We start from the raw sequence: 17,841 nt of genomic DNA, 5'->3' as shown, positions 1-17,841 counted from the left end.
CCCCGAGGGCGCCTCAGGGCAGGACCCTCCTTGCGGAGGACCGCCGGCCCGGCGCGGGCGTGCCAGGATGGGGACAAAGCCACAGACGAAGGGGCGGGGCGAGATGCCGATCGATTCCAGTTTCTGGCCGGCGCTGTGCATCGGCCTGACGGCGGCCGGGGGAGTGTTCACCTACCTCGCCTGGCGGCGCCGGGGCCTGCTGCCGGCGCTCCGGCTGGCGGCCTGGTCGCTGCTGCCGATCGCGGCCCTGCTGACCGGGGCGCTCGGCGTGCTGTGGAACATCGGCTCGTCGATCGTGGGGTTCGTGACGGGCCTGGTGCTCAACCCGATGGTGTGGGCGGGCGTGATCCTGGCCGCGGTCTCGGCGGTGCTGTTCGTGGTCACCGGCGTGCTGCGGGGCCGCAAGCTCGCCAAGACGGAGGGCAGGCCGAAGAAGGCCGACAAATCGGTCAAAGCCGAGCAGAAGGGTACGGCTGTCGCTGCCGCCCCGACCGCCCCGCAGGCCGTTCCGGCCGCACCGAAAGCCGCCGCTCCGGCCCGCCGCAAGCCGGCCGGCGACGAGGATTTCTCCGACATCGAGGACATCCTCAAAAAGCACGGCATCAATTAATGTCACGGTTCCGGGACCTAACCGGAACCCCTCACGGACAAACTCGTCAAGATCAACACGAACCCGTTTCGCACCGATCACAGTTGAGCCACAGACCCCCTCAAGGGACTAGCCAGCACAATTGCCCGCAATACATCCTCCGTCGTGGGACCTAGCCACCGCGGTCCCCGCGCGAACGGGCGCCCCTGACCCGGAGGCGCTCGGACGGGCTCAAGCCGTCTGAGATCCAGGGGCTGCGACACGCTTTTGGCAGTGAAGGCTGCGCAGCGCCTTGGTCATGCGAAGGAGGAAGCATGACCGAACGCAGTGAGCCGGTCTTCATCGGAACGGCCGCGGTATCCGCCCCCCTGGTGGGGGTCTGATGTCCGCGCCGCTCGACGTCCCCGGCTCGGCGACGGAGGCCACGCCGGAGGCGGTGGCCCAGTTATCCAGCGCCAAAGCCATCCAGGGCCGCTCGCTCGGTCAGATCGCCTGGATGCGCCTCAAGCGCGACAAGGTCGCCATCGCCGGCGGCATCGTGATCGTCCTGCTCATCCTCATCGCGCTGTTCGCGCCGCTGATCGTGAGCTGGTTCGGCCACCCGCCCAACGAGTTCCACAAGGACCAGCTCGACCCGTTCACCCTCCCCATAGGCGGGACCGGGATCAGCTCGGAGTTCCTGTTCGGCGTGGAGCCCGGCAACGGGCGCGACATCTTCAGCCGGGTCCTGTACGGCTCGCGCATCTCGCTCCTCATCGCCTTCTTCGCCACCGTGCTCTCGGTGATCATCGGCACCGTGATGGGCGTCATCGCCGGCTACTTCGGCGGCTGGGTCGACACCGTCATCAGCCGCATCATGGACGTCTTCCTCGCCTTCCCCCTCCTGGTCTTCGCCATCGCCCTGGTCGGCGTGCTGGGCCAGTTCGAGCAGGAGCTGAAGATCCAGGGCGACACGCTGCGCATCGGGCTGCTGATCTTCGTGATCGGCTTCTTCAGCTGGCCGTACATCGCCCGGATCATCCGAGGGCAGACCCTGTCGCTGCGTGAGCGGGAGTTCGTGGACGCCGCGCGCAGCCTGGGGGCACGCGGGCCGTACATCCTGTTCCGCGAGATCCTGCCCAACCTGATCGCGCCGATCCTGATCTACGCCACGCTGCTCATCCCCACCAACGTGCTGTTCGAGGCGGCGCTGTCGTTCCTGGGCGTGGGCGTCCAGGCGCCGACCGCCACCTGGGGCGGCATGCTCGCCGACGCGGTGCGCCGGTACAACATGTGGCACTTCATGTTCTTCCCCGGCATGGCGATCTTCATCACCGTGCTGGCGTTCAACCTCTTCGGCGACGGGCTGCGCGACGCCTTGGACCCGAAGTCCTCACGCTGACCGACAACTTTCGTTGTCCACCACCACCAAGGGGTGCAAGTAGGAATGATGAGAAGATCACAAGTGGCACTGGCGGCCGCGGGCACCACGCTCGCGCTCGCCCTGGCCGCCTGCGGCGGCGGCTCGACCGGCACGGAGAGCTCGCCCGGCGCCACCGGCAGCCCCGGCGGGGCCTCGCAGCCCGCGGCGGCGGCGGAGGACAAGTTCAACGCCGGCATCGACAACGTCTTCAACCCGTCCGACGCCAAGGGCGGGACGCTGAAGATGGCCGTCTCCGAGGACTGGGACTCCATCGACCCCGGAGACACCTACTACGGCATGTCCTGGAACCTCAGCCGCATCTACGCGCGGCCGCTGGTCACCTACAAGCCGGCCCCCGGCAAGCAGGGCCAGGAGCTCGTGCCCGACCTCGCCGAGGCATTAGGCGTCCCGTCGGACGACGCCAAGACCTGGACCTACAAGCTGCGCGCCGGCCTGAAGTTCGAGGACGGCACGCCGATCACGTCGAAGGACGTCAAGTACGCGGTGCTCCGCTCCCTGGACAAGACCGTCCTGGTGAACGGCCCGACCTACTTCAACGACTTCCTCGACCTGCCGAAGGACTTCAAGAGCGTCTACAAGACGCCGGACGTGAAGACCGACCAGGCGATCGAGACCCCCGACGACCAGACGATCATCTTCCACCTGAAGAAGGCGTTCGGCGGCTTCGACTACTTCGCGGCCCTGCCCGCGACCGCCCCGGTCCCGCAGGCCAAGGACACCGGCGCCAAGTACCGCGAGCACCCGATCGCGTCCGGCCCCTACATGTTCGAGACCGTCGAGGCCGGCAAGCAGTACGTGCTGGTCCGCAACCCGAACTGGGACCAGGCCACCGACCCGATCCGCAAGGCCCTCCCGGACCGGTACGAGATCTCGCTCGGCGTCAACGCCGACGACCTCGACAACCGCCTGATCTCGGGCGACCTGCACGTGGACGTGGCCGGCACCGGCCTGCAGCCCGCCGCGCTCGGCCGCGTGGCCGGCGACGAGGCGCTCAAGGCCCGGACCGACAACCCGACGGCCACCCGGACCTGGTACACCTCGATCATCCCCGACGTCCCGCCGTTCGACAACGTCGAGTGCCGCAAGGCCGTGCTCTTCGCGGCCGACCGCGACGCCCTGCAGAACGCCTACGGCGGCGCCATCGGCGGCGAGATCGCGACCAGCCTCATGCCTCCGGGCCTGGCCGGCTGGAAGAAGATCGAGCTCTACCCGACCAGCGGCAGCGGCGACGTCGAGAAGGCCAAGGCCGCCCTGGCCGCCTGCGGCAAGCCCGAGGGCTTCGAGACCAACATCTCCTACCGCGCCGACCGGCCGAAGGAGAAGGCCACCGCCGAGGCCATCCAGCAGGCGCTGGCCAAGGTCGGCATCAAGGTCAACCCGAAGGGTTACCCGACCGGCGACTACTTCCGCCTCTACGCCGGCAAGCCCGACTTCGTGAAGAAGAACGGCATCGGCCTGGCCGTCAACGGCTGGGGCGCCGACTGGAACACCGGCTTCGGCTTCATGTCGCAGATCGTGGACAGCCGCACCATCCGCGAGTCGGGCGGCAACTACAACCTGTCCATCAAGGACAAGGAGATCGACGGCCTCATCGACCAGTCGCTCGGTGAGACCGACGCCAACAAGGTCGCCGAGTACTGGGCGAAGATCGACCAGATCGTCATGGAGCGGGCCTACGTCCTTCCGGGCGTCTACTCCAAGGGCCTGCCGATGCGCGGCAAGGGCGTCACGAACGTCTTCGTGAGCGGCGCCTGGGACATGTACGACTACCTGAACATGGGTGTGCAGCAGTAACCGTCCATCCGGCACGACCGAGGTGATGGTGGCCGGGCCCCGCGGGGCCCGGCCACCGGAACCGGGGGAGCAGTGGTCACCTACCTCATCCGGCGCCTGTTCGGCGCCCTGCTCATGCTCATCGTGGTGAGCATGGTCACCTTCTCGATCTTCTTCCTGGTGCCGCGCGCCGCAGGCGCGACGCCCACGGACTTCGCCAGCCGCTATCTCGGCAAGTCCGCCAATCAGGAGATGATGGTGGCACTGGCCCAGAAGCTCGGCTTCTACGACCCGATCCCGCTGCAGTACTGGCGCTGGATCAAGGCCGTCTTCGTCGGGGACACCTTCGACACCGGCACCTCGATCGAAACCTGCCCGGCGCCGTGTTTCGGCTACTCCTTCCTGAAGAACTCGCCCGTCTGGGACGACATCCTCAGCCGGTTGCCGGTCACCCTGTCGCTGGCCATCGGCGCCGGCATCATCTGGCTGGTCGTCGGCGTGGCCATCGGCGTGCTGTCGGCCCTGAAGAAGGGCACCATCTTCGACCGCGCGGCGATGACCGTCGCGCTGGCCGGCGTCTCGCTGCCGGTCTTCTTCACCGGCATGATGTCGCTGGTCGTCTTCAGCTACGCCTGGAAGCTCACCGCCCCGGGCGGCAGTTACACCCCGATCACCCAAGATCCGCTGATGTGGGCCTACAACCTGATCCTGCCCTGGATCACGCTGGCCTTCCTCACCGCGGCCGCCTACGCCCGGCTCACCCGGGCCGGCATGCTCGAGACGATGAGCGAGGACTACATCCGCACCGCCCGCGCCAAGGGCCTGCGCGAGTCGAAGGTCATCGCCAAGCACGGCCTGCGCGCCGCGCTGACCCCGATCGTCACGATCTTCGGTCTCGACCTCGGCCTGCTGCTCGGCGGCGCCGTGCTCACCGAGTCGACCTTCTCGCTCAAGGGCATCGGCCAGTTCGCCATCGAATCCATCCAGACCAACGACCTGCCGCGGATCATGGGCGTGACGATGGTCGCCGCCTCCTTCATCGTCTTCGCCAACCTGGTCGTGGACCTGATCTACGGACTCGTCGACCCGAGGGTGAGGCTGGGATGACCGCCCCTGAGCAGGTCCTGGTGGACCTCGCGGAAGGCCCGCGCGCCTTCCTGGAACTGCGCGACCTGAAGATCCACTTCCCGACCGACGACGGCCTGGTCAAGTCGGTCGACGGCCTGTCCTTCCGGCTGGAGCGCGGCCGGACCCTCGGCATCGTCGGCGAGTCCGGCTCCGGCAAGAGCGTGACCAGCCTGGGCATCCTCGGCCTGCACAAGGGCGGCCGGGCCAAGATCTCCGGCGAGATCTGGCTCGACGGCGAGGAACTCGTCTCGGCCACCCCCGAGCACGTGCGGCGGCTGCGCGGCAAGAAGATGGCGATGATCTTCCAGGATCCGCTGTCGTCGATGCACCCGTACTACACCGTCGGCAACCAGATCATCGAGGCGTACCGGATCCACAACCCGGTCAGCAAGAAGGTGGCCCGCAAGCACGCCATCGACCTGCTCGGCCGGGTCGGCATCCCCGAACCCGCCAGCCGCGTCGACAGCTACCCGCACGAGTTCTCCGGCGGCATGCGCCAGCGCGCCATGATCGCCATGGCGCTGTCGTGCGACCCCGAGCTGCTCATCGCCGACGAGCCCACCACGGCGCTCGACGTCACCGTCCAGGCCCAGATCCTCGACCTGATGCGCGACCTGCAGCGCGAGTTCAACTCCGCGCTCATCGTCATCACCCACGACCTGGGCGTGGTCGCCGAGCTCTCCGACGACATCCTGGTGATGTACGGCGGCAAGTGCATCGAGTACGGCTCCGCCGAAGACGTCTTCTACCGCCCCGAGCACCCCTACACCTGGGGCCTGCTCGGCTCCATGCCCCGCCTGGACCGGGAGCCCACCGAACGGCTCCTGCCGATCAAGGGCTCCCCGCCCTCGCTGATCAACGTGCCGAGCGGCTGCTCCTTCCACCCGCGCTGCCCCTACGCCGACCGCACCGACGGCCGGGCCGCCGCCGAGGTGCCCGAGCTGAACCAGGCCGAGCCCGGCCACCTCGTCCGGTGCCACCTGCCCCGGGACGAGCGGCGCGCCCTGTGGGAGACCGAGATCAAGCCCTTCCTGGAGACACAGTGACCGCACGTGAACCGCTGCTGGCGGCACGCGACCTGCAAAAGCACTTCCCGGTGACCAAGGGCCTGTTCCAGCGGCAGGTCGGCGCCGTGAAGGCGGTCGACGGGGTCAGCTTCGAGGTCTTCAAGGGCGAGACGCTCGGCCTGGTGGGCGAGTCCGGCTGCGGCAAGTCCACCACCGGGCGGCTGCTCACCCGGCTGCTCGAACCCACCGGCGGCACGATCACCTTCGAGGGCGTCGACATCACGCACCTGTCGCAGGGCCGCATGCGGCCGCTCCGCCGCGACATGCAGATGATCTTCCAGGACCCGTACTCCTCGCTCAACCCCCGGCACACGGTCGGCACCATCGTCGGCGCCCCCTACCGCATCCAGGGCGTCAAGACCGAGAACGGCGTCAAGAAGGCCGTCCAGGACCTGCTCGAACTGGTCGGGCTCAACCCCGAGCACTACAACCGCTACCCGCACGAGTTCTCCGGCGGCCAGCGCCAGCGCATCGGCATCGCCCGCACGCTGGCCCTGCGGCCCAAGCTGATCATCGCCGACGAACCGGTCTCCGCCCTCGACGTCTCCATCCAGGCCCAGGTCGTCAACCTGCTGGAGGACCTGCAGGGCGAGCTCGACCTGACCTACGTCGTCATCGCGCACGACCTGTCGGTCGTGCGGCACATCAGCGACCGGGTCGCGGTCATGTACCTCGGGAAGATCGTCGAGCTGGCCGACCGCAAGACGCTCTACAGCACCCCGATGCACCCCTACACCAACGCCCTGTTGTCGGCGGTGCCCATCCCCGACCCCAAGGCCCGCACCGAGCGCGAGCGCATCCGCCTCACCGGCGACGTGCCCTCCCCGCTCAACCCGCCGCCCGCCTGCCGCTTCCACACCCGCTGCTGGAAGGCCCAGGAGATCTGCAAGACCGAGGAGCCCGCCCTGGTCACGCACGCGGGGGGCCAGCAGGTCGCCTGCCACTTCCCGGAGAACGCGCCCACGGGCGGCTGACGGCTCAGGGCCCGAAGCGGATCACCAGCCAGGCCCGGTAGGCCGAGCCCGGCGTGATGCCGCTGGCGGAGCTCCACACCAGCGACAGCACCGGGGGCGACTTGGTGAGGTCGAGCGCGCCGAGCAGGCCGGCCGACGCCTTCGTGGCGTCCTGGCCGGTCTCGGCGCTCGCCGACAACTGGACCAGGTCGCCCCGGCGCGTCCAGGTGCCGCGCAGCGGATAGAGGTCGGTCCTGGTCAGCGCGGGGGCGAAGGTGAAGCCGCCGTCGCGCTCGAACCGCCAGCGGGCCGTGCCGAGCCGCTGCCTCGCCGCGGCGGCCCACTCGGGCCTGCCCTCCATGACCTGGACCGAGCTCACCTCGACGGTCCGGGCGCTCACCGGCAGGCTCCGGCCGTGCCAGCGCACGTCGGAACCGAGCGCCATGCCGTACAGCAGCGCCGGCAGCAGGGCGGCGGCGAAGTAGGCGGTCAGCGGCGCCCGGCGCCCGCGCAGCCCGGTCACGAACGGCCAGGCCAGCAGCAGCACGATCATGGCGGCGAGCTGCACCCGGCCGTCCACCAGCGCCTCGCGCACCCGCGCCGCGACGCTGCCCCACGGCTCCTCGCCGATCAGCAGGTAGGCGGGCAGCGCGACCAGCGCCGCCAGCGCCAGCCGCAGCGCCCACGCCAGCGGGAAGGCGAGCAACACCAGCACGTTTCCGGTACGGCGGCGCCGCACGACCGCGCGCCTGAGCGACGCGGGCGGATGGGTCAGCCAGGACCTGCGCTGCGGCGAGGCCAGCGCGCGCAGCAGCGGTTCCGGCCCGAGCTCGCGCACCGCCAGCCGGTCGGCCGACAGCTCCGCCAGCCACAACGCCGCCACCGGCAGCACCAGCACCCGCACCACGTTCGACACCTGCAGCAGCACTTCGGCGCCCAGCTCGGCGCCGAAGACGGCGCTCCCGGTGGCCACGTAGACCGCCAGCGGCAACAGCACCGCCACCGCCAGCACCGGCCCGGCCACCCCGACCATCCGGGTGAACGGGCTGGCCAGCCCGACGATCAGGTGGTCGCGCTGGCGGACGTGCGCGACCTCGTGCAGCAGCACCGCGCAGGCCGCCTCGCGATCCTCCTGCCACATCCGCAGCAGCGGCGGGAAGACCGCCACGCGTGCCGAGCGCCAGCCGGTCGGGTAGATCCGCGCGAGCCGGTCGTTGCGGATTCCCACCCGCACGCCCACCCCCGGCGCCAGCTCGGCCACGTACGCCTCGACCTCGCGCACCACCGGGTCGTCGGAGACGACGAGCCCGCCCCGGCCACGCCGGCCGCGCTCGGCGTAGCGTCCGCGAGCCGCCGGAAACAGCAGGCTCACCACCCCCGCCAGCAGGAACAGCGCCGGCAGCAGCGCGCTGACGCTGCCCAGCAGCAGCAACGCCGACGCCGGCTGGGCCAGCGCGGCGTACTCGCCGAAGCGCCGCACCCACTCGGCCACCATCTCCGGCAGCCCGACCACCAGATAGCCCGCCAGGTACAGCCACAACCACGGAGGCGACATCCAGCCCGGCCGGCGGCGGGCCGGGGAGGAGCCGGCCGGTTCGCTGGCGGCCAGGTCCGCCACCAGCCGGCGAGCCTCCGCCAGCTCGGCGTCCAGCAGCAGGCCGACCTGGGCGTACGCCTTCTCGCTCGCCTGCTCGGGCGACCAGCCGTGGACGCGGAAGCGGGCGGTCATCACGTCGATCGCGTCCTGCAGCAGCTCGCCCTCGCCGCCGCCCGGCGCCACGAAGTCCGGCCGGCCGCTCTGGCCGGCGGCCGCCGCCCGGCGATCCCGGCGGCGCGAGTCGATCAGCGAGTACACGGCCAGGGTGTTGCCGATCAGCCCGTCCGACAGCAGGTCGTGCAGGAGCTCCGCCGCGGCGCGCAGGCCGTCCAGCAGCACCGGCAGCTCCGCGGGCGACAGGCCCTGGCCGAACCCGCCCGGCTCGCCGCCCTCCGCGCTGAACAGCGCCTCACGTTCCGGACCGCCCCGCACGTAGGCCAGGCCGACCTGGGCGGCCAGCGCCACCTCGCCGGGAGCCAGGCGCTCGGCCAGGCGGGGCGCCCACACGGCTACAGAGTTCACAGGGGCACTCCCAGGACGGCGGCGCCGGGACACTCACCTCTCCGCGCGCGCCCCCGCGCCCGTTACGCCCCCTGACGGGCTAGGAGAGCGCCCCGGGAGTGATCAGCCCGGTCTCGTAGGCCAGCACCACGGCCTGCACCCGGTCACGCAGCCCCAGCTTGGTCAGCACGTTGCCCACGTGCGTCTTGACCGTCGTCTCGCTGACCACCAGCTTGGCCGCGATCTCCGCGTTGGACATGCCCCGCGCGATCAGCCGCAGCACCTCCAGCTCCCGCTCGGTCAGCCGGTCGAGCCGGGCCGGGGTCGACTGCTCGGACGCCGGCGGCAGCTTGGCCGCGAACCGGTCGAGCAGCCGCCGCGTCACGCTCGGCGCCACGATCGCGTCCCCGTCGGCCACCACCCGGATCGCCTGCACCAGCTCGTCCGGCGGGACGTCCTTCAGCAGGAAGCCCGAGGCGCCCGCGCGGAGCGCCTCCACGATGTACTCGTCGAGGTCGAAGGTGGTCAGCACGAGCACCTTGGGCACGTGCGCCCCGGCCGCGCCGTCGCGCACGATCCGCCGGGTGGCCTCGATGCCGTCGATGCCGGGCATCCGGATGTCCATCAGCACCACGTCCGGCAGCAGGGCCCGCGTCTGCTCCATGGCCGACTTGCCGTCGCCCGCCTGACCGACCACGGTGATGTCCGTCTCGGCCTCCAGGATCAGCCGGAACCCGGTGCGCAGCAGCGGCTGGTCGTCCACCAGCAGCACTCTGATCGTCATGACAGCGGGAACCTCGCCTGGATCTCGAAACCACCGCCCGGTCGCGGCCCGACCTTCAGGATTCCACCATAGATGGCCACCCGCTCGCGAATGCCGACCAAGCCGTGGCCCCGCCCGCGCTCGCCCCTGCCCGCCTCACCGGGGCCCCGTTCACCGGTGCTCCGGTCGCCCGGGCCGCCGCGCTCCGGCGATCCCGCCGTCGCCGCGCCCTGGCCGTCGTCCAGGACCTCGACGTCCAGCTCACCCGGCCGGTGCCGTACGGTCACCACCGCCCTGGCCGCCGTCCCCGCGTGCCGCAGGCTGTTGGTCAGCCCCTCCTGGATCAGCCGGTAGGCGGCCAGATCCACCCCCGCGGGCAACGGGGCGGCCTCGCCCTCGACCACCAGATCGGTGGCCAGCCCCGCCTCCCGCATCTGCTCGACCAGCATCGGCAGCGACTCCATCCCCGGCTGCGGCCCCCGCTCGGCCGGGCTGCGCAGCACCCCGACCAGGTCCCGCATCTCGCGCATCGCCACCCGGCCCGTGCTCTCGATCGCCGACAGCGCCTCGCGGGCCTGCTCCGGATCCTCCGTCAGCACCCGCCGGGCCGCCGCCGCCTGGACCGTCATCACGCTCACGTGATGGGCCACCACGTCGTGCAGCTCCCGGGCGATCCGCGAACGCTCCTCGGCCTTGGCCGCCCGGGCGTCGGCCTCCCTGGCGCGCTCCAGACGGCTTGCGCGGTCCTTCAGCTCCTCCAGGTAGGCCCGGCGCAGCCGCAATCCGCGGCCCATGCCCCACACCCCGGCCAGGATCGCCACCTGCAGCACGTGCACCGCCACCGTCACGGGCAGCTCCTCGGCCGACACCACCGCCAGCGCGTACGCCAGCAGCGACACCAGCAACCCGCCCAGTGCCACCGCCAGCCCCCGGTAGGCGGCCACCGAGTACAGCAGGACCAGGTGGGCGACGCTGGAGAACCCGTAACCGGTGATCACCAGCACCACGTCGGGGAGCAGGCTCGCGCACAACGCCGCCAGCGGCCAGCGCCGCCGTACCGCCACCGGCAGGCACGCCAGCCCCACCAGCACCGCCGCCCCGCCGTCCGGCTCCCGCACCGGCCGTAGCAGGTCACCGGCGGCCGAGCCCGCCAGCTCGCCCGAGTCCACGAGGACGAACAGCGAGACGGAAACCACGGCCAGGCCGATCGCCAGGGCCGAGTCGATGAGCAGGGCTCGGCGGTTGTGCACGGGCTTACTGTAACCGCAGGTGAACGACCCCTTCCTCCTCCCAAGGGAGGAACCCCCCATCCCCCTCCAGACCACCCCATCTCCCCACATGTACGGGGGAGGGCGACCCAAAGAGGGGGCGGCGGGGGCCTTCGGGAAGGTGACCCAGGAAGACGGGGGCCCGGAGACAGGGGACGGAGCCCGGGGGAGCGGGGTTTTGGGGACCAGCGACCGGGAGGAGCGGGGACCGGGAGCGGGACCGAGGGCCGGGAGGAGCGGGGAGCGGGGACCAGGGGAACGGGTCCGGGGAGCGGCCGGATCCGGGGAGGGGGACCGGGGGAAGGGGGCCGGGGGAAGGGGGGCCGGGGGAAAAGGACCGGGACAGGCGGCCCCACCCCCGCAGCCCACCCAACCAATGCGGTCTGTAGCCCGACGGCGGGTGATGCTCCTGTGCGGCGGCCAGGTGTCCCCGCCCGGGATGGCCGGGGGCGAGCTAGGCGGCCGGGACGGGGCGGGGCCACGAGGGGCCAGCGCAGAGACGGAGGACGGCGCACAGACAGGGGGACAGAGCCGGGCGGAACAAGGGGGCAAGGCAGGGGACAGCAACAGATGGAGCGGGAGCCCTTCGGGCAGCTCAGGCGGGGAGCCGCACGCGGGCGGCCCCACCTCCGCAGCCCACCCAACCAATGCGGTCTGTAGCCCGGCGGCGGGTGATGCTCCTGTGCGGTGGCCAAGAACGGGTTGGCCGGGTGGCTGGGTAGGTCAGAGTTCGTCGGTGGCGGAGCGGCGGTGGCTGCGGATGCGGTCGCCAGGCTGGCGGTCCGGGACGGGCGGCGGCGTCCCCCCGAACTCCGGGCAAAGCGCCTGATGGTCACACCAGTCGCACAACCGGGACGGCCGCGCCCGCCACTCGCCCGACTCCAGCGCCCGCTCGATGGCGGTCCACAACGCCTGGACCTTGCGCTCGGTGGCGCGCAGGTCGGCCTCGTCCGGGGCGTACCGCAACACCTCGCCCCGTCCGCCGAGGTAGACGAGCTGGAGCAGCCGGGGCACCGTCCCGTGCAGTCGCCACAGCACCAGGGCGTAGAACTTCATCTGGAACAGCGCCTTGGCCTCGAAGTCGGGCCCCGGTGCGCTGCCGGTCTTGTAGTCGACCACCCGCACCTCGCCGGTGGGCGCGACGTCGAGCCGGTCGACGTACCCGCGCAACATGAGGCCGCTGTCGAGCACGGCCTCCACGTAGAGCTCGCGTTCGGCGGGCTCCAGGCGGGTGGGGTCCTCCAGGGTGAAGTACCGCTGCAGCATCTCGCGCGCCTGGGCCAGCCAGGCCGCCTCCTCCTCGGGGCCGGCGAACATCGCGGCGAAGGCCGGGTCCTCGCCGAGCAGGCGGGCCCATTGGGGCTCCAGCAGCTCCAGAGCTGCGGTGACCGAGCGGGAGGGGGCCGGGAGGTCGTACAGGCGCTCCAGGACCGCGTGGACCAGGGTGCCTCGGACCGCTGCCTGGGAGGGTTTCTCGGGGAGCTGGTCGATGACGCGGAAGCGGTACAGCAGGGGGCAGGTCATGAAGTCGCCCGCTCGCGACGGGGAGAGGGCTCCGGTGATCACGGGCCCTGGCTCGGCGGGCGATGTCAACGTCATGCACCGCACTGTAGGTGATGGGGGTGACAACCTGGCTCGGGTGCTTGGGTTTGGTCGCCGTACCGGGGTGGGGGTCGGACAGGATCATCACCCGGCGTACGGGTTCTCGCCGCATTGGTGGAAGGGGGTGGGTGATGGACCGGCCCCGTCCTCGTCTCCGACCTCCGAGCATCCGCTCCCTGAGCCCCGCCGTCCGAGCCCCGCCGTCCGAGCCCCGCCGTCCGAGCCCCGCCGTCCGAGCCCCGCCGTCCGAACCCCGCCGTCCGAACCCCCGCTCCCCGAGGCCCCCGCTCCCCGAGGCCCCCGCCCCCCGAGCCTCCGCCTCCTGAGCCCGCGAGTCCCGCTCCACGAGTCTCCAGCCTCCAGTCCCGGGGCCTCAGTTCCCCCCGGCCCCCAGCCCCAAGTCTCCGTCCCCAGCCCCGGTTCGCGGTTTCCGTCCTCAGCCCGGGTCTCCCGGCCCCGGTCCCCGGATCCCCGGCCCCAGTCCCCGGGGCGCCGGGGCACCGGACCGGTGTTCTTCCCCGTCCCCGCTGCCGGGATTGCCGTCTCCTGGCTGGGTGGGGGGCTGGGGGAGGGTTGGGGCGCGTAGCATCGGGGCAGCGGGACACGAGATGCGTCGAGGAGTTGGTGACAACCGGTGAGCGAGCAGGAGCCACGCCAGGAGAACTCCGGCATCCCCATGGGCAGGCCGTTCGGCATCCCCGTGTACGTCTCCTGGACCTGGTTCATCGTCGCGGCGGTGATCACGTGGATGTTCGCCCCGGTGTTCCGCGAGCACCTGCCCGGGTTCGCCCCGGCGGCCTCCTACGCGGTGGCGTTCGCGTTCGCCGTGCTGCTGTACCTGTCGGTGCTGCTGCACGAGCTGGCGCACAGCGTGGTGGCCAAGATGTACGGGCTGCGGGTGCGGCGGATCGTGCTGTACCTGCTCGGCGGCGTGTCCGAGATCGAGACGGAGCCGAAGCGGCCCGGCAGGGAGTTCCTGATCGCCGCCGCGGGCCCGGTGCTGTCGCTGGGCCTGGCCGGGCTGGGGCTGGCGGCGGACCTGCTGCTGATCGAGGGGCCGGGCGTCGCGCAGGTGCTGGTCCTGCAACTGTGGTTCGCCAACCTCATCGTCGGCGTGTTCAACCTGCTGCCCGGCCTGCCGCTGGACGGCGGCCGGATGCTGAGGGCGGGCGTCTGGAAGCTGAGCGGCGACATGGGCACCGGCACCATCGTCGCCGCGTGGGTGGGGCGCGTCCTGGCGGTCCTGCTGATCCTGTCGCCGTTCCTGCTGTCGATGATGAGCGGCCAGCCGCTCGACCAGTGGCAGGTGGTGTGGTCCCTGCTGCTCGGCTCGTTCATCTGGATGGGCGCCGGCCAGTCGCTGCGCTTCGCCAAGGTGCGGGCGCGCATCCCGCGGATCAACGCCCGCGAGCTGGCCCGCCGTGCCGTACCGGTCACCCCGGACGTGCCGCTGTCGGAGGCGCTGCGCAAGGCGGCGGAGAGCCAGGCCGGCGCGGTCGTGGTCACCGACTACGACGGCCGGCCCACCGCGATCCTCAACGAGGCCGCCGTCCAGGCCACTCCCGAGCAGCGCCGGCCCTGGCTGACCGCCGCGTCGCTGTCGCGCACGCTGGAGCCGGCCATGGTGCTGGCCGCGGACCTGACCGGCGAGGAGCTGATCGAGGCGATGCGTCAGGCGCCCTCGGCCGAGTACCTCCTCGTCGAGCGCGGCGGGGAGATCTTCGGCGTGCTGGCCACGGCCGACGTGAACCGGGTGTTCAGCGGGGTCTGAAGTGATCAGCCCACTTCCGGGTCGTTGACCCTTGCGGATAGGGTTGTCGCGGTCCAGCGGATTCACCGAATCGAGACCGCGATCGCGCGAGCGCCAGGCATGGGCTGGGTATGCGTAAGGCTATGAGTTCGCGGGCGGCAGTTGCTGTTCCGGGGAGGAGAGTTCAGTGACCGACCAGGGCTTCGGGATGGTGGTGCGACCGCTTCCCGGCAACGGGCTGGTCGCCCACCTGGGTGGGCTTCTGCTGGTGTGCGACTCCGGCGACGCCGCCGCGGCCGAGCTGGTCCAGGCGCTGCGCGAGACGGCCGCCACCGGTGGCGACGGGCGCGCCCTGGCCCGACGCGCGGCGCAGATCCTGGCCCGGTCGATGACCGGCGACCCCGCCACCTGTGCCGTGGCCGGTCCGTCCGGCAACGGGGGAGTGGCGCTCCTGGTCAGCGGCCAGGCCACCGCCGCGGTCCGTTCCGGCGACGGCGAGCAGCGCCTGACCGGCAGCGACGCGCTGACGTGGACCGACCGCCTGGTGAAGGGCCCGGTCCAGCACGTCGAGCTGTCCCTGCCCGACGCCGGCCAGGCCGACCCGCTGCTCCAGCTCGACGGCGGCGTGGTGCGCGCCGGCGGCGTGGTCCTGGAGCTGAGCGAGCACGCTGACCAGCGGCCCGGCACGCCGGCGCCGTCCCGGCCCGAGGTGCGTCCGCTCACCACCGAGATGCCCGCGACCGGTTACCACAACGTCGAGGAAGAGCTGCGCAAGCCCCGCCAGGAGCCGCCGGCGCCCGAGCGTCCCTCGGTGCCGCTGGCGCCCTACCCCATGCAGTCGGGGCCGCAGCCGCGCCACGAGATGCCCGCGCCGCCGGACCCGGGCCAGCACCGGCCGCAGCCGCCGTCGGGCCCGGTCCCGCCGCCACAGGGGCCGCCGTCCGGGCCGATCCCGCCGCAGGCGCCGCCGCCCGGTCCGCCCTCGGGGCCGCTGCGTGCCGTACCTCCGTTCGCGGAGCAGCAGCCGTTCGAGCAGCCCGGACCGCCGCCGTTCGAGCAGCAGGGTCCCCCGCCGTTCGAGCACCAAGGGCCCCCGCCGTTCGAGCAGCAGGGTCCGCCGCAGCCGCACTTCGAGCACGGGCCGCCGCCGTTCGAGCCGGGTGCGCCCTTCGACCACCACCCGCCCGGCAACGGCGCCGGCCCGGAGGGCGAGCAGCACCACGGCGCCCACTCGGGCCCGCAGGAGCAGCACGCCGACGGCCAGAACCTGGTCTACGGGGTGGACTGCAAGAACGACCACTTCAACGACCCCCGCCTGCCGTACTGCGCCTCCTGCGGGGTGGCGCTGGTGCAGCGGACGCTGGTGCCGTACAAGGGGCCGCGCCCGCCGCTGGGCATGCTGATCCTCGACGACGGCACCGCGCTGCCGCTGGAGAGCGACTACCTGCTCGGCCGCGATCCCGACCGCGCGCCCGAGGTGACCGGCGGCACCGCCCGCCCGGCCAAGGTGACCAGCCCCGACGGCTCGGTCTCGCGCAGGCACCTGCGGGTGGCGCTCGACGGCTGGGACGTCAACCTGGTCGACCTCGGCTCGGTGAACGGCACGCAGATCCAGCCGCCCGGCGACCCCAACTTCTACGACATCCCGCCGAACGAGCCGGTCACCATCACGCCGGGCACCACCGTGCGCATCGGCGTCTCGCGCACGATGCGCTTCGAGGCCCGCCGCTCCTGACCGCCTCCGCCGAGGCGGGGGTTCAGCGGAACGCCTGGACGCCGCGGAGCATCCGCACCGCGGCCTCCAGGCCACGCGCCGCCTCCAGCGCGCGCCCGCCTGCCGTGGCCAGCCGGCCCAGCAGGTGCTCGTCGCCGTCGTCGAAGGCCCGCCCGGCGGCCCACAGGTAGGCCTGCCCGCGCGTGGCCATCGGCACCGGCACCGCCAGGAAGCCCGGCTCCCCGAACTCCGGCTCGTACGGCAGGCGGACCCCGCCCTCGGCGCCGGCCAGCACCTTGAGCGTCACCGACTCGGCCAGCCAGGCCCGCACCCGCAGCGGATCGCCCGGCGGCGCCTGCACCCGCACCGGCCAGGCGCACTCGCGCAGGGCGTCCACCTCGACCAGCCCCGCGCACCCCGTGCCGGCCAGCGCGGCGGCCGAGCGGACGAGGCGGTCCAGCACCTCGTCCGCGTCGAGCCGGCGCAGGGCCGCGACCAGGTCGTGGACAGGCGAGCAGGCGGGCATGGCCATAGGGGAACCCCCGAGGTGATCACGGGACACTCATGGGCGGTGACCCAGAGTCTTACCCGCCGCGCCCGCTTTGGCCAGACCTGATCCGGAAATCCGGATTTCTCGGGCGGTCAGGAGCGCAGCCGCAACCAGAGCACGTCGTCGGTCCGCGTCCCGTCCGGCCGCGGGAACAGCTCGCGCTCCACGCCCACCCGCTCGAACCCGGCCCGTTCCAGCACCCGCTGCGACGCCTCGTTGGCCACGTCGGTGCCCGCGACGATGCGGTGCAGCGCGGTCTCGCGGAAGGCCCAGTCCACCAGCAGCCCGAGCGCCCGGCCCATGTACCCGCGCCCGCGGAAGGCCGGGACGAGGGAGTAGCCCACCATGGCCTGGTCGAGCGGCTGCACGACCTGCGCGAGCTGGATCTGCCCGGCGAACTCCCCGGTGGCCGCGTCCCGGACGGCCAGCTCGACCCGCTGGCCGGTGGCCCACCAGAACTCGGTGGTACGGCAGCGCCGCAGGAGCTGGTCCATCGGCGGGACCGGGTTGACCGAGTACCGGACCGTGAGCGGGTCGCTGAGCAGGGCGTGGAAGTCCGCCGCGTCGCCGGCGTCGATCGGCGTCAGCCGTACCACCCCGTCGGTCAGCTCGTCGAAGCGCGGCAGGTAGCGCGAGGCGGGCTCGCCGGGGTCGCCCGGCAGCCGGGAGAAGAGCGCGTGGTCGGCGCGGCGCCCGTCGCGCAGCACCCGCAGGTCGCGCAGGACGCCCTCCAGGGAGAAGCCGGCCGACAGGGCGGCCCGCACGCTGGCGAGGTTCTCCACGTTGACCGACAGCTCCATCCGGGCGACGCCGCGGTCGAAGGCCCAGTCCGTGACCGCACGGGCCGCCCGCGCCGCGATGCCCTGCCCGCGGGCCCAGGGGGCCACCAGGTAGCCGATCTGGCACGTCCCCCACCTGTCGGGCCCGGTGACCCCGACGGCGCCCTGGTAGCCGCCCTCAGGCCCGGAGATCGCGAACTGGGTGCCCTCCCCGGCCTTCTTGATCCAGGCGTGGGCGTCCTCCAGCGTGTACGGCGAAGGCAGCAGGGGGAGGAAGTGGGCGGTCACCGGATCGTTGGCCGCACGCATGATCGCCTCGGCGTCGTGCTCGGTCGGGGGCCGCAACACCAGGGGGCCGGTGGAGATCGTTTCACGGGGAAGCAT

14 protein-coding genes are annotated in these 17,841 nt (G+C 72.1%); 8 read left to right on the top strand and 6 right to left on the bottom strand.

The annotated features are described in order from the left end of the window. The first annotated feature begins 103 nt into the window (after positions 1–103). The 6 genes from ACIBG7_RS36935 (at position 104) to ACIBG7_RS36910 (ending at position 6,954) form a co-directional block, all read left to right on the top strand. Complete coding sequence (locus tag ACIBG7_RS36935; RefSeq protein ID WP_357931679.1) at positions 104–610, top strand: cellulose synthase; 507 nt, start codon at positions 104–106, stop codon at positions 608–610. A gap of 361 nt (positions 611–971) precedes the next feature. Then, on the top strand, positions 972–1,970 hold the full coding sequence (locus tag ACIBG7_RS36930; protein ID WP_357931682.1) for an ABC transporter permease: 999 nt from the start codon (positions 972–974) through the stop codon (positions 1,968–1,970). A gap of 63 nt (positions 1,971–2,033) precedes the next feature. Next, complete coding sequence (locus ACIBG7_RS36925; RefSeq protein ID WP_357931685.1) at positions 2,034–3,806, top strand: ABC transporter substrate-binding protein; 1,773 nt, start codon at positions 2,034–2,036, stop codon at positions 3,804–3,806. Positions 3,807–3,878: 72 nt separating this feature from the next. After that, a complete protein-coding gene (locus tag ACIBG7_RS36920; protein WP_357931688.1) occupies positions 3,879–4,892 on the top strand; it encodes an ABC transporter permease in 1,014 nt (337 codons plus the stop codon). After that, the gene (locus tag ACIBG7_RS36915) at positions 4,889–5,959 is read left to right on the top strand and encodes an ABC transporter ATP-binding protein (RefSeq protein ID WP_397339257.1); all 1,071 of its coding nucleotides are present in this window, start codon (positions 4,889–4,891) and stop codon (positions 5,957–5,959) included. The genes ACIBG7_RS36920 and ACIBG7_RS36915 overlap by 4 nt, the downstream gene beginning before the upstream one ends. Beyond that, positions 5,956–6,954 carry a dipeptide ABC transporter ATP-binding protein gene (locus ACIBG7_RS36910; protein WP_357931694.1) on the top strand — a complete coding sequence of 333 codons (999 nt, stop codon included), beginning with the start codon at positions 5,956–5,958 and terminating at the stop codon, positions 6,952–6,954. Before ACIBG7_RS36915 ends, ACIBG7_RS36910 begins: the two co-directional genes overlap by 4 nt. 4 nt (positions 6,955–6,958) lie before the next feature. Here ACIBG7_RS36910 and ACIBG7_RS36905 read toward each other — a convergent pair whose 3' ends face one another. The 4 genes from ACIBG7_RS36905 to ACIBG7_RS36890 all read right to left on the bottom strand — a co-directional run bounded on the left by ACIBG7_RS36905 (position 6,959) and on the right by ACIBG7_RS36890 (position 12,661). Beyond that, the gene (locus tag ACIBG7_RS36905) at positions 6,959–9,052 is read right to left on the bottom strand and encodes a M48 family metalloprotease (RefSeq protein ID WP_397339256.1); all 2,094 of its coding nucleotides are present in this window, start codon (positions 9,050–9,052) and stop codon (positions 6,959–6,961) included. Between the two features lie 79 nt (positions 9,053–9,131). Beyond that, positions 9,132–9,815 (bottom strand): response regulator transcription factor, encoded by a 684-nt coding sequence (locus tag ACIBG7_RS36900; protein ID WP_357931700.1) that lies wholly within the window; start codon positions 9,813–9,815, stop codon positions 9,132–9,134. After that, complete coding sequence (locus ACIBG7_RS36895; RefSeq protein ID WP_397339255.1) at positions 9,812–11,044, bottom strand: sensor histidine kinase; 1,233 nt, start codon at positions 11,042–11,044, stop codon at positions 9,812–9,814. Before ACIBG7_RS36895 ends, ACIBG7_RS36900 begins: the two co-directional genes overlap by 4 nt. A gap of 741 nt (positions 11,045–11,785) precedes the next feature. Continuing rightward, positions 11,786–12,661, bottom strand: a complete 876-nt coding sequence (locus tag ACIBG7_RS36890) for a RecB family exonuclease (RefSeq protein ID WP_397339254.1) — start codon at positions 12,659–12,661, stop codon at positions 11,786–11,788. Positions 12,662–13,298: 637 nt separating this feature from the next. Here ACIBG7_RS36890 and ACIBG7_RS36885 point away from each other — a divergent pair. Together ACIBG7_RS36885 and ACIBG7_RS36880 are read left to right on the top strand one after the other, a co-directional pair. After that, positions 13,299–14,435: a site-2 protease family protein gene (locus ACIBG7_RS36885; protein WP_397339253.1), complete on the top strand. Its 1,137-nt coding sequence runs from the start codon at positions 13,299–13,301 to the stop codon at positions 14,433–14,435. A 166-nt stretch (positions 14,436–14,601) separates the two neighbouring features. After that, positions 14,602–16,149, top strand: a complete 1,548-nt coding sequence (locus tag ACIBG7_RS36880; protein WP_397339252.1) for an FHA domain-containing protein — start codon at positions 14,602–14,604, stop codon at positions 16,147–16,149. A gap of 22 nt (positions 16,150–16,171) precedes the next feature. Here ACIBG7_RS36880 and ACIBG7_RS36875 read toward each other — a convergent pair whose 3' ends face one another. Continuing rightward, positions 16,172–16,660, bottom strand: coding sequence for a hypothetical protein (locus ACIBG7_RS36875; protein ID WP_357930391.1), 489 nt, complete (start codon positions 16,658–16,660; stop codon positions 16,172–16,174). 110 nt (positions 16,661–16,770) lie between these two features. Then, positions 16,771–17,841 carry a GNAT family N-acetyltransferase gene (locus tag ACIBG7_RS36870; RefSeq protein WP_397339251.1) on the bottom strand — a complete coding sequence of 357 codons (1,071 nt, stop codon included), beginning with the start codon at positions 17,839–17,841 and terminating at the stop codon, positions 16,771–16,773.

It is taken from the genome of Nonomuraea sp. NPDC050328, assembly GCF_044459405.1.
GTDB lineage: Bacteria > Actinomycetota > Actinomycetes > Streptosporangiales > Streptosporangiaceae > Nonomuraea.
This window is presented reverse-complemented; position numbering and strand designations above follow the sequence as displayed.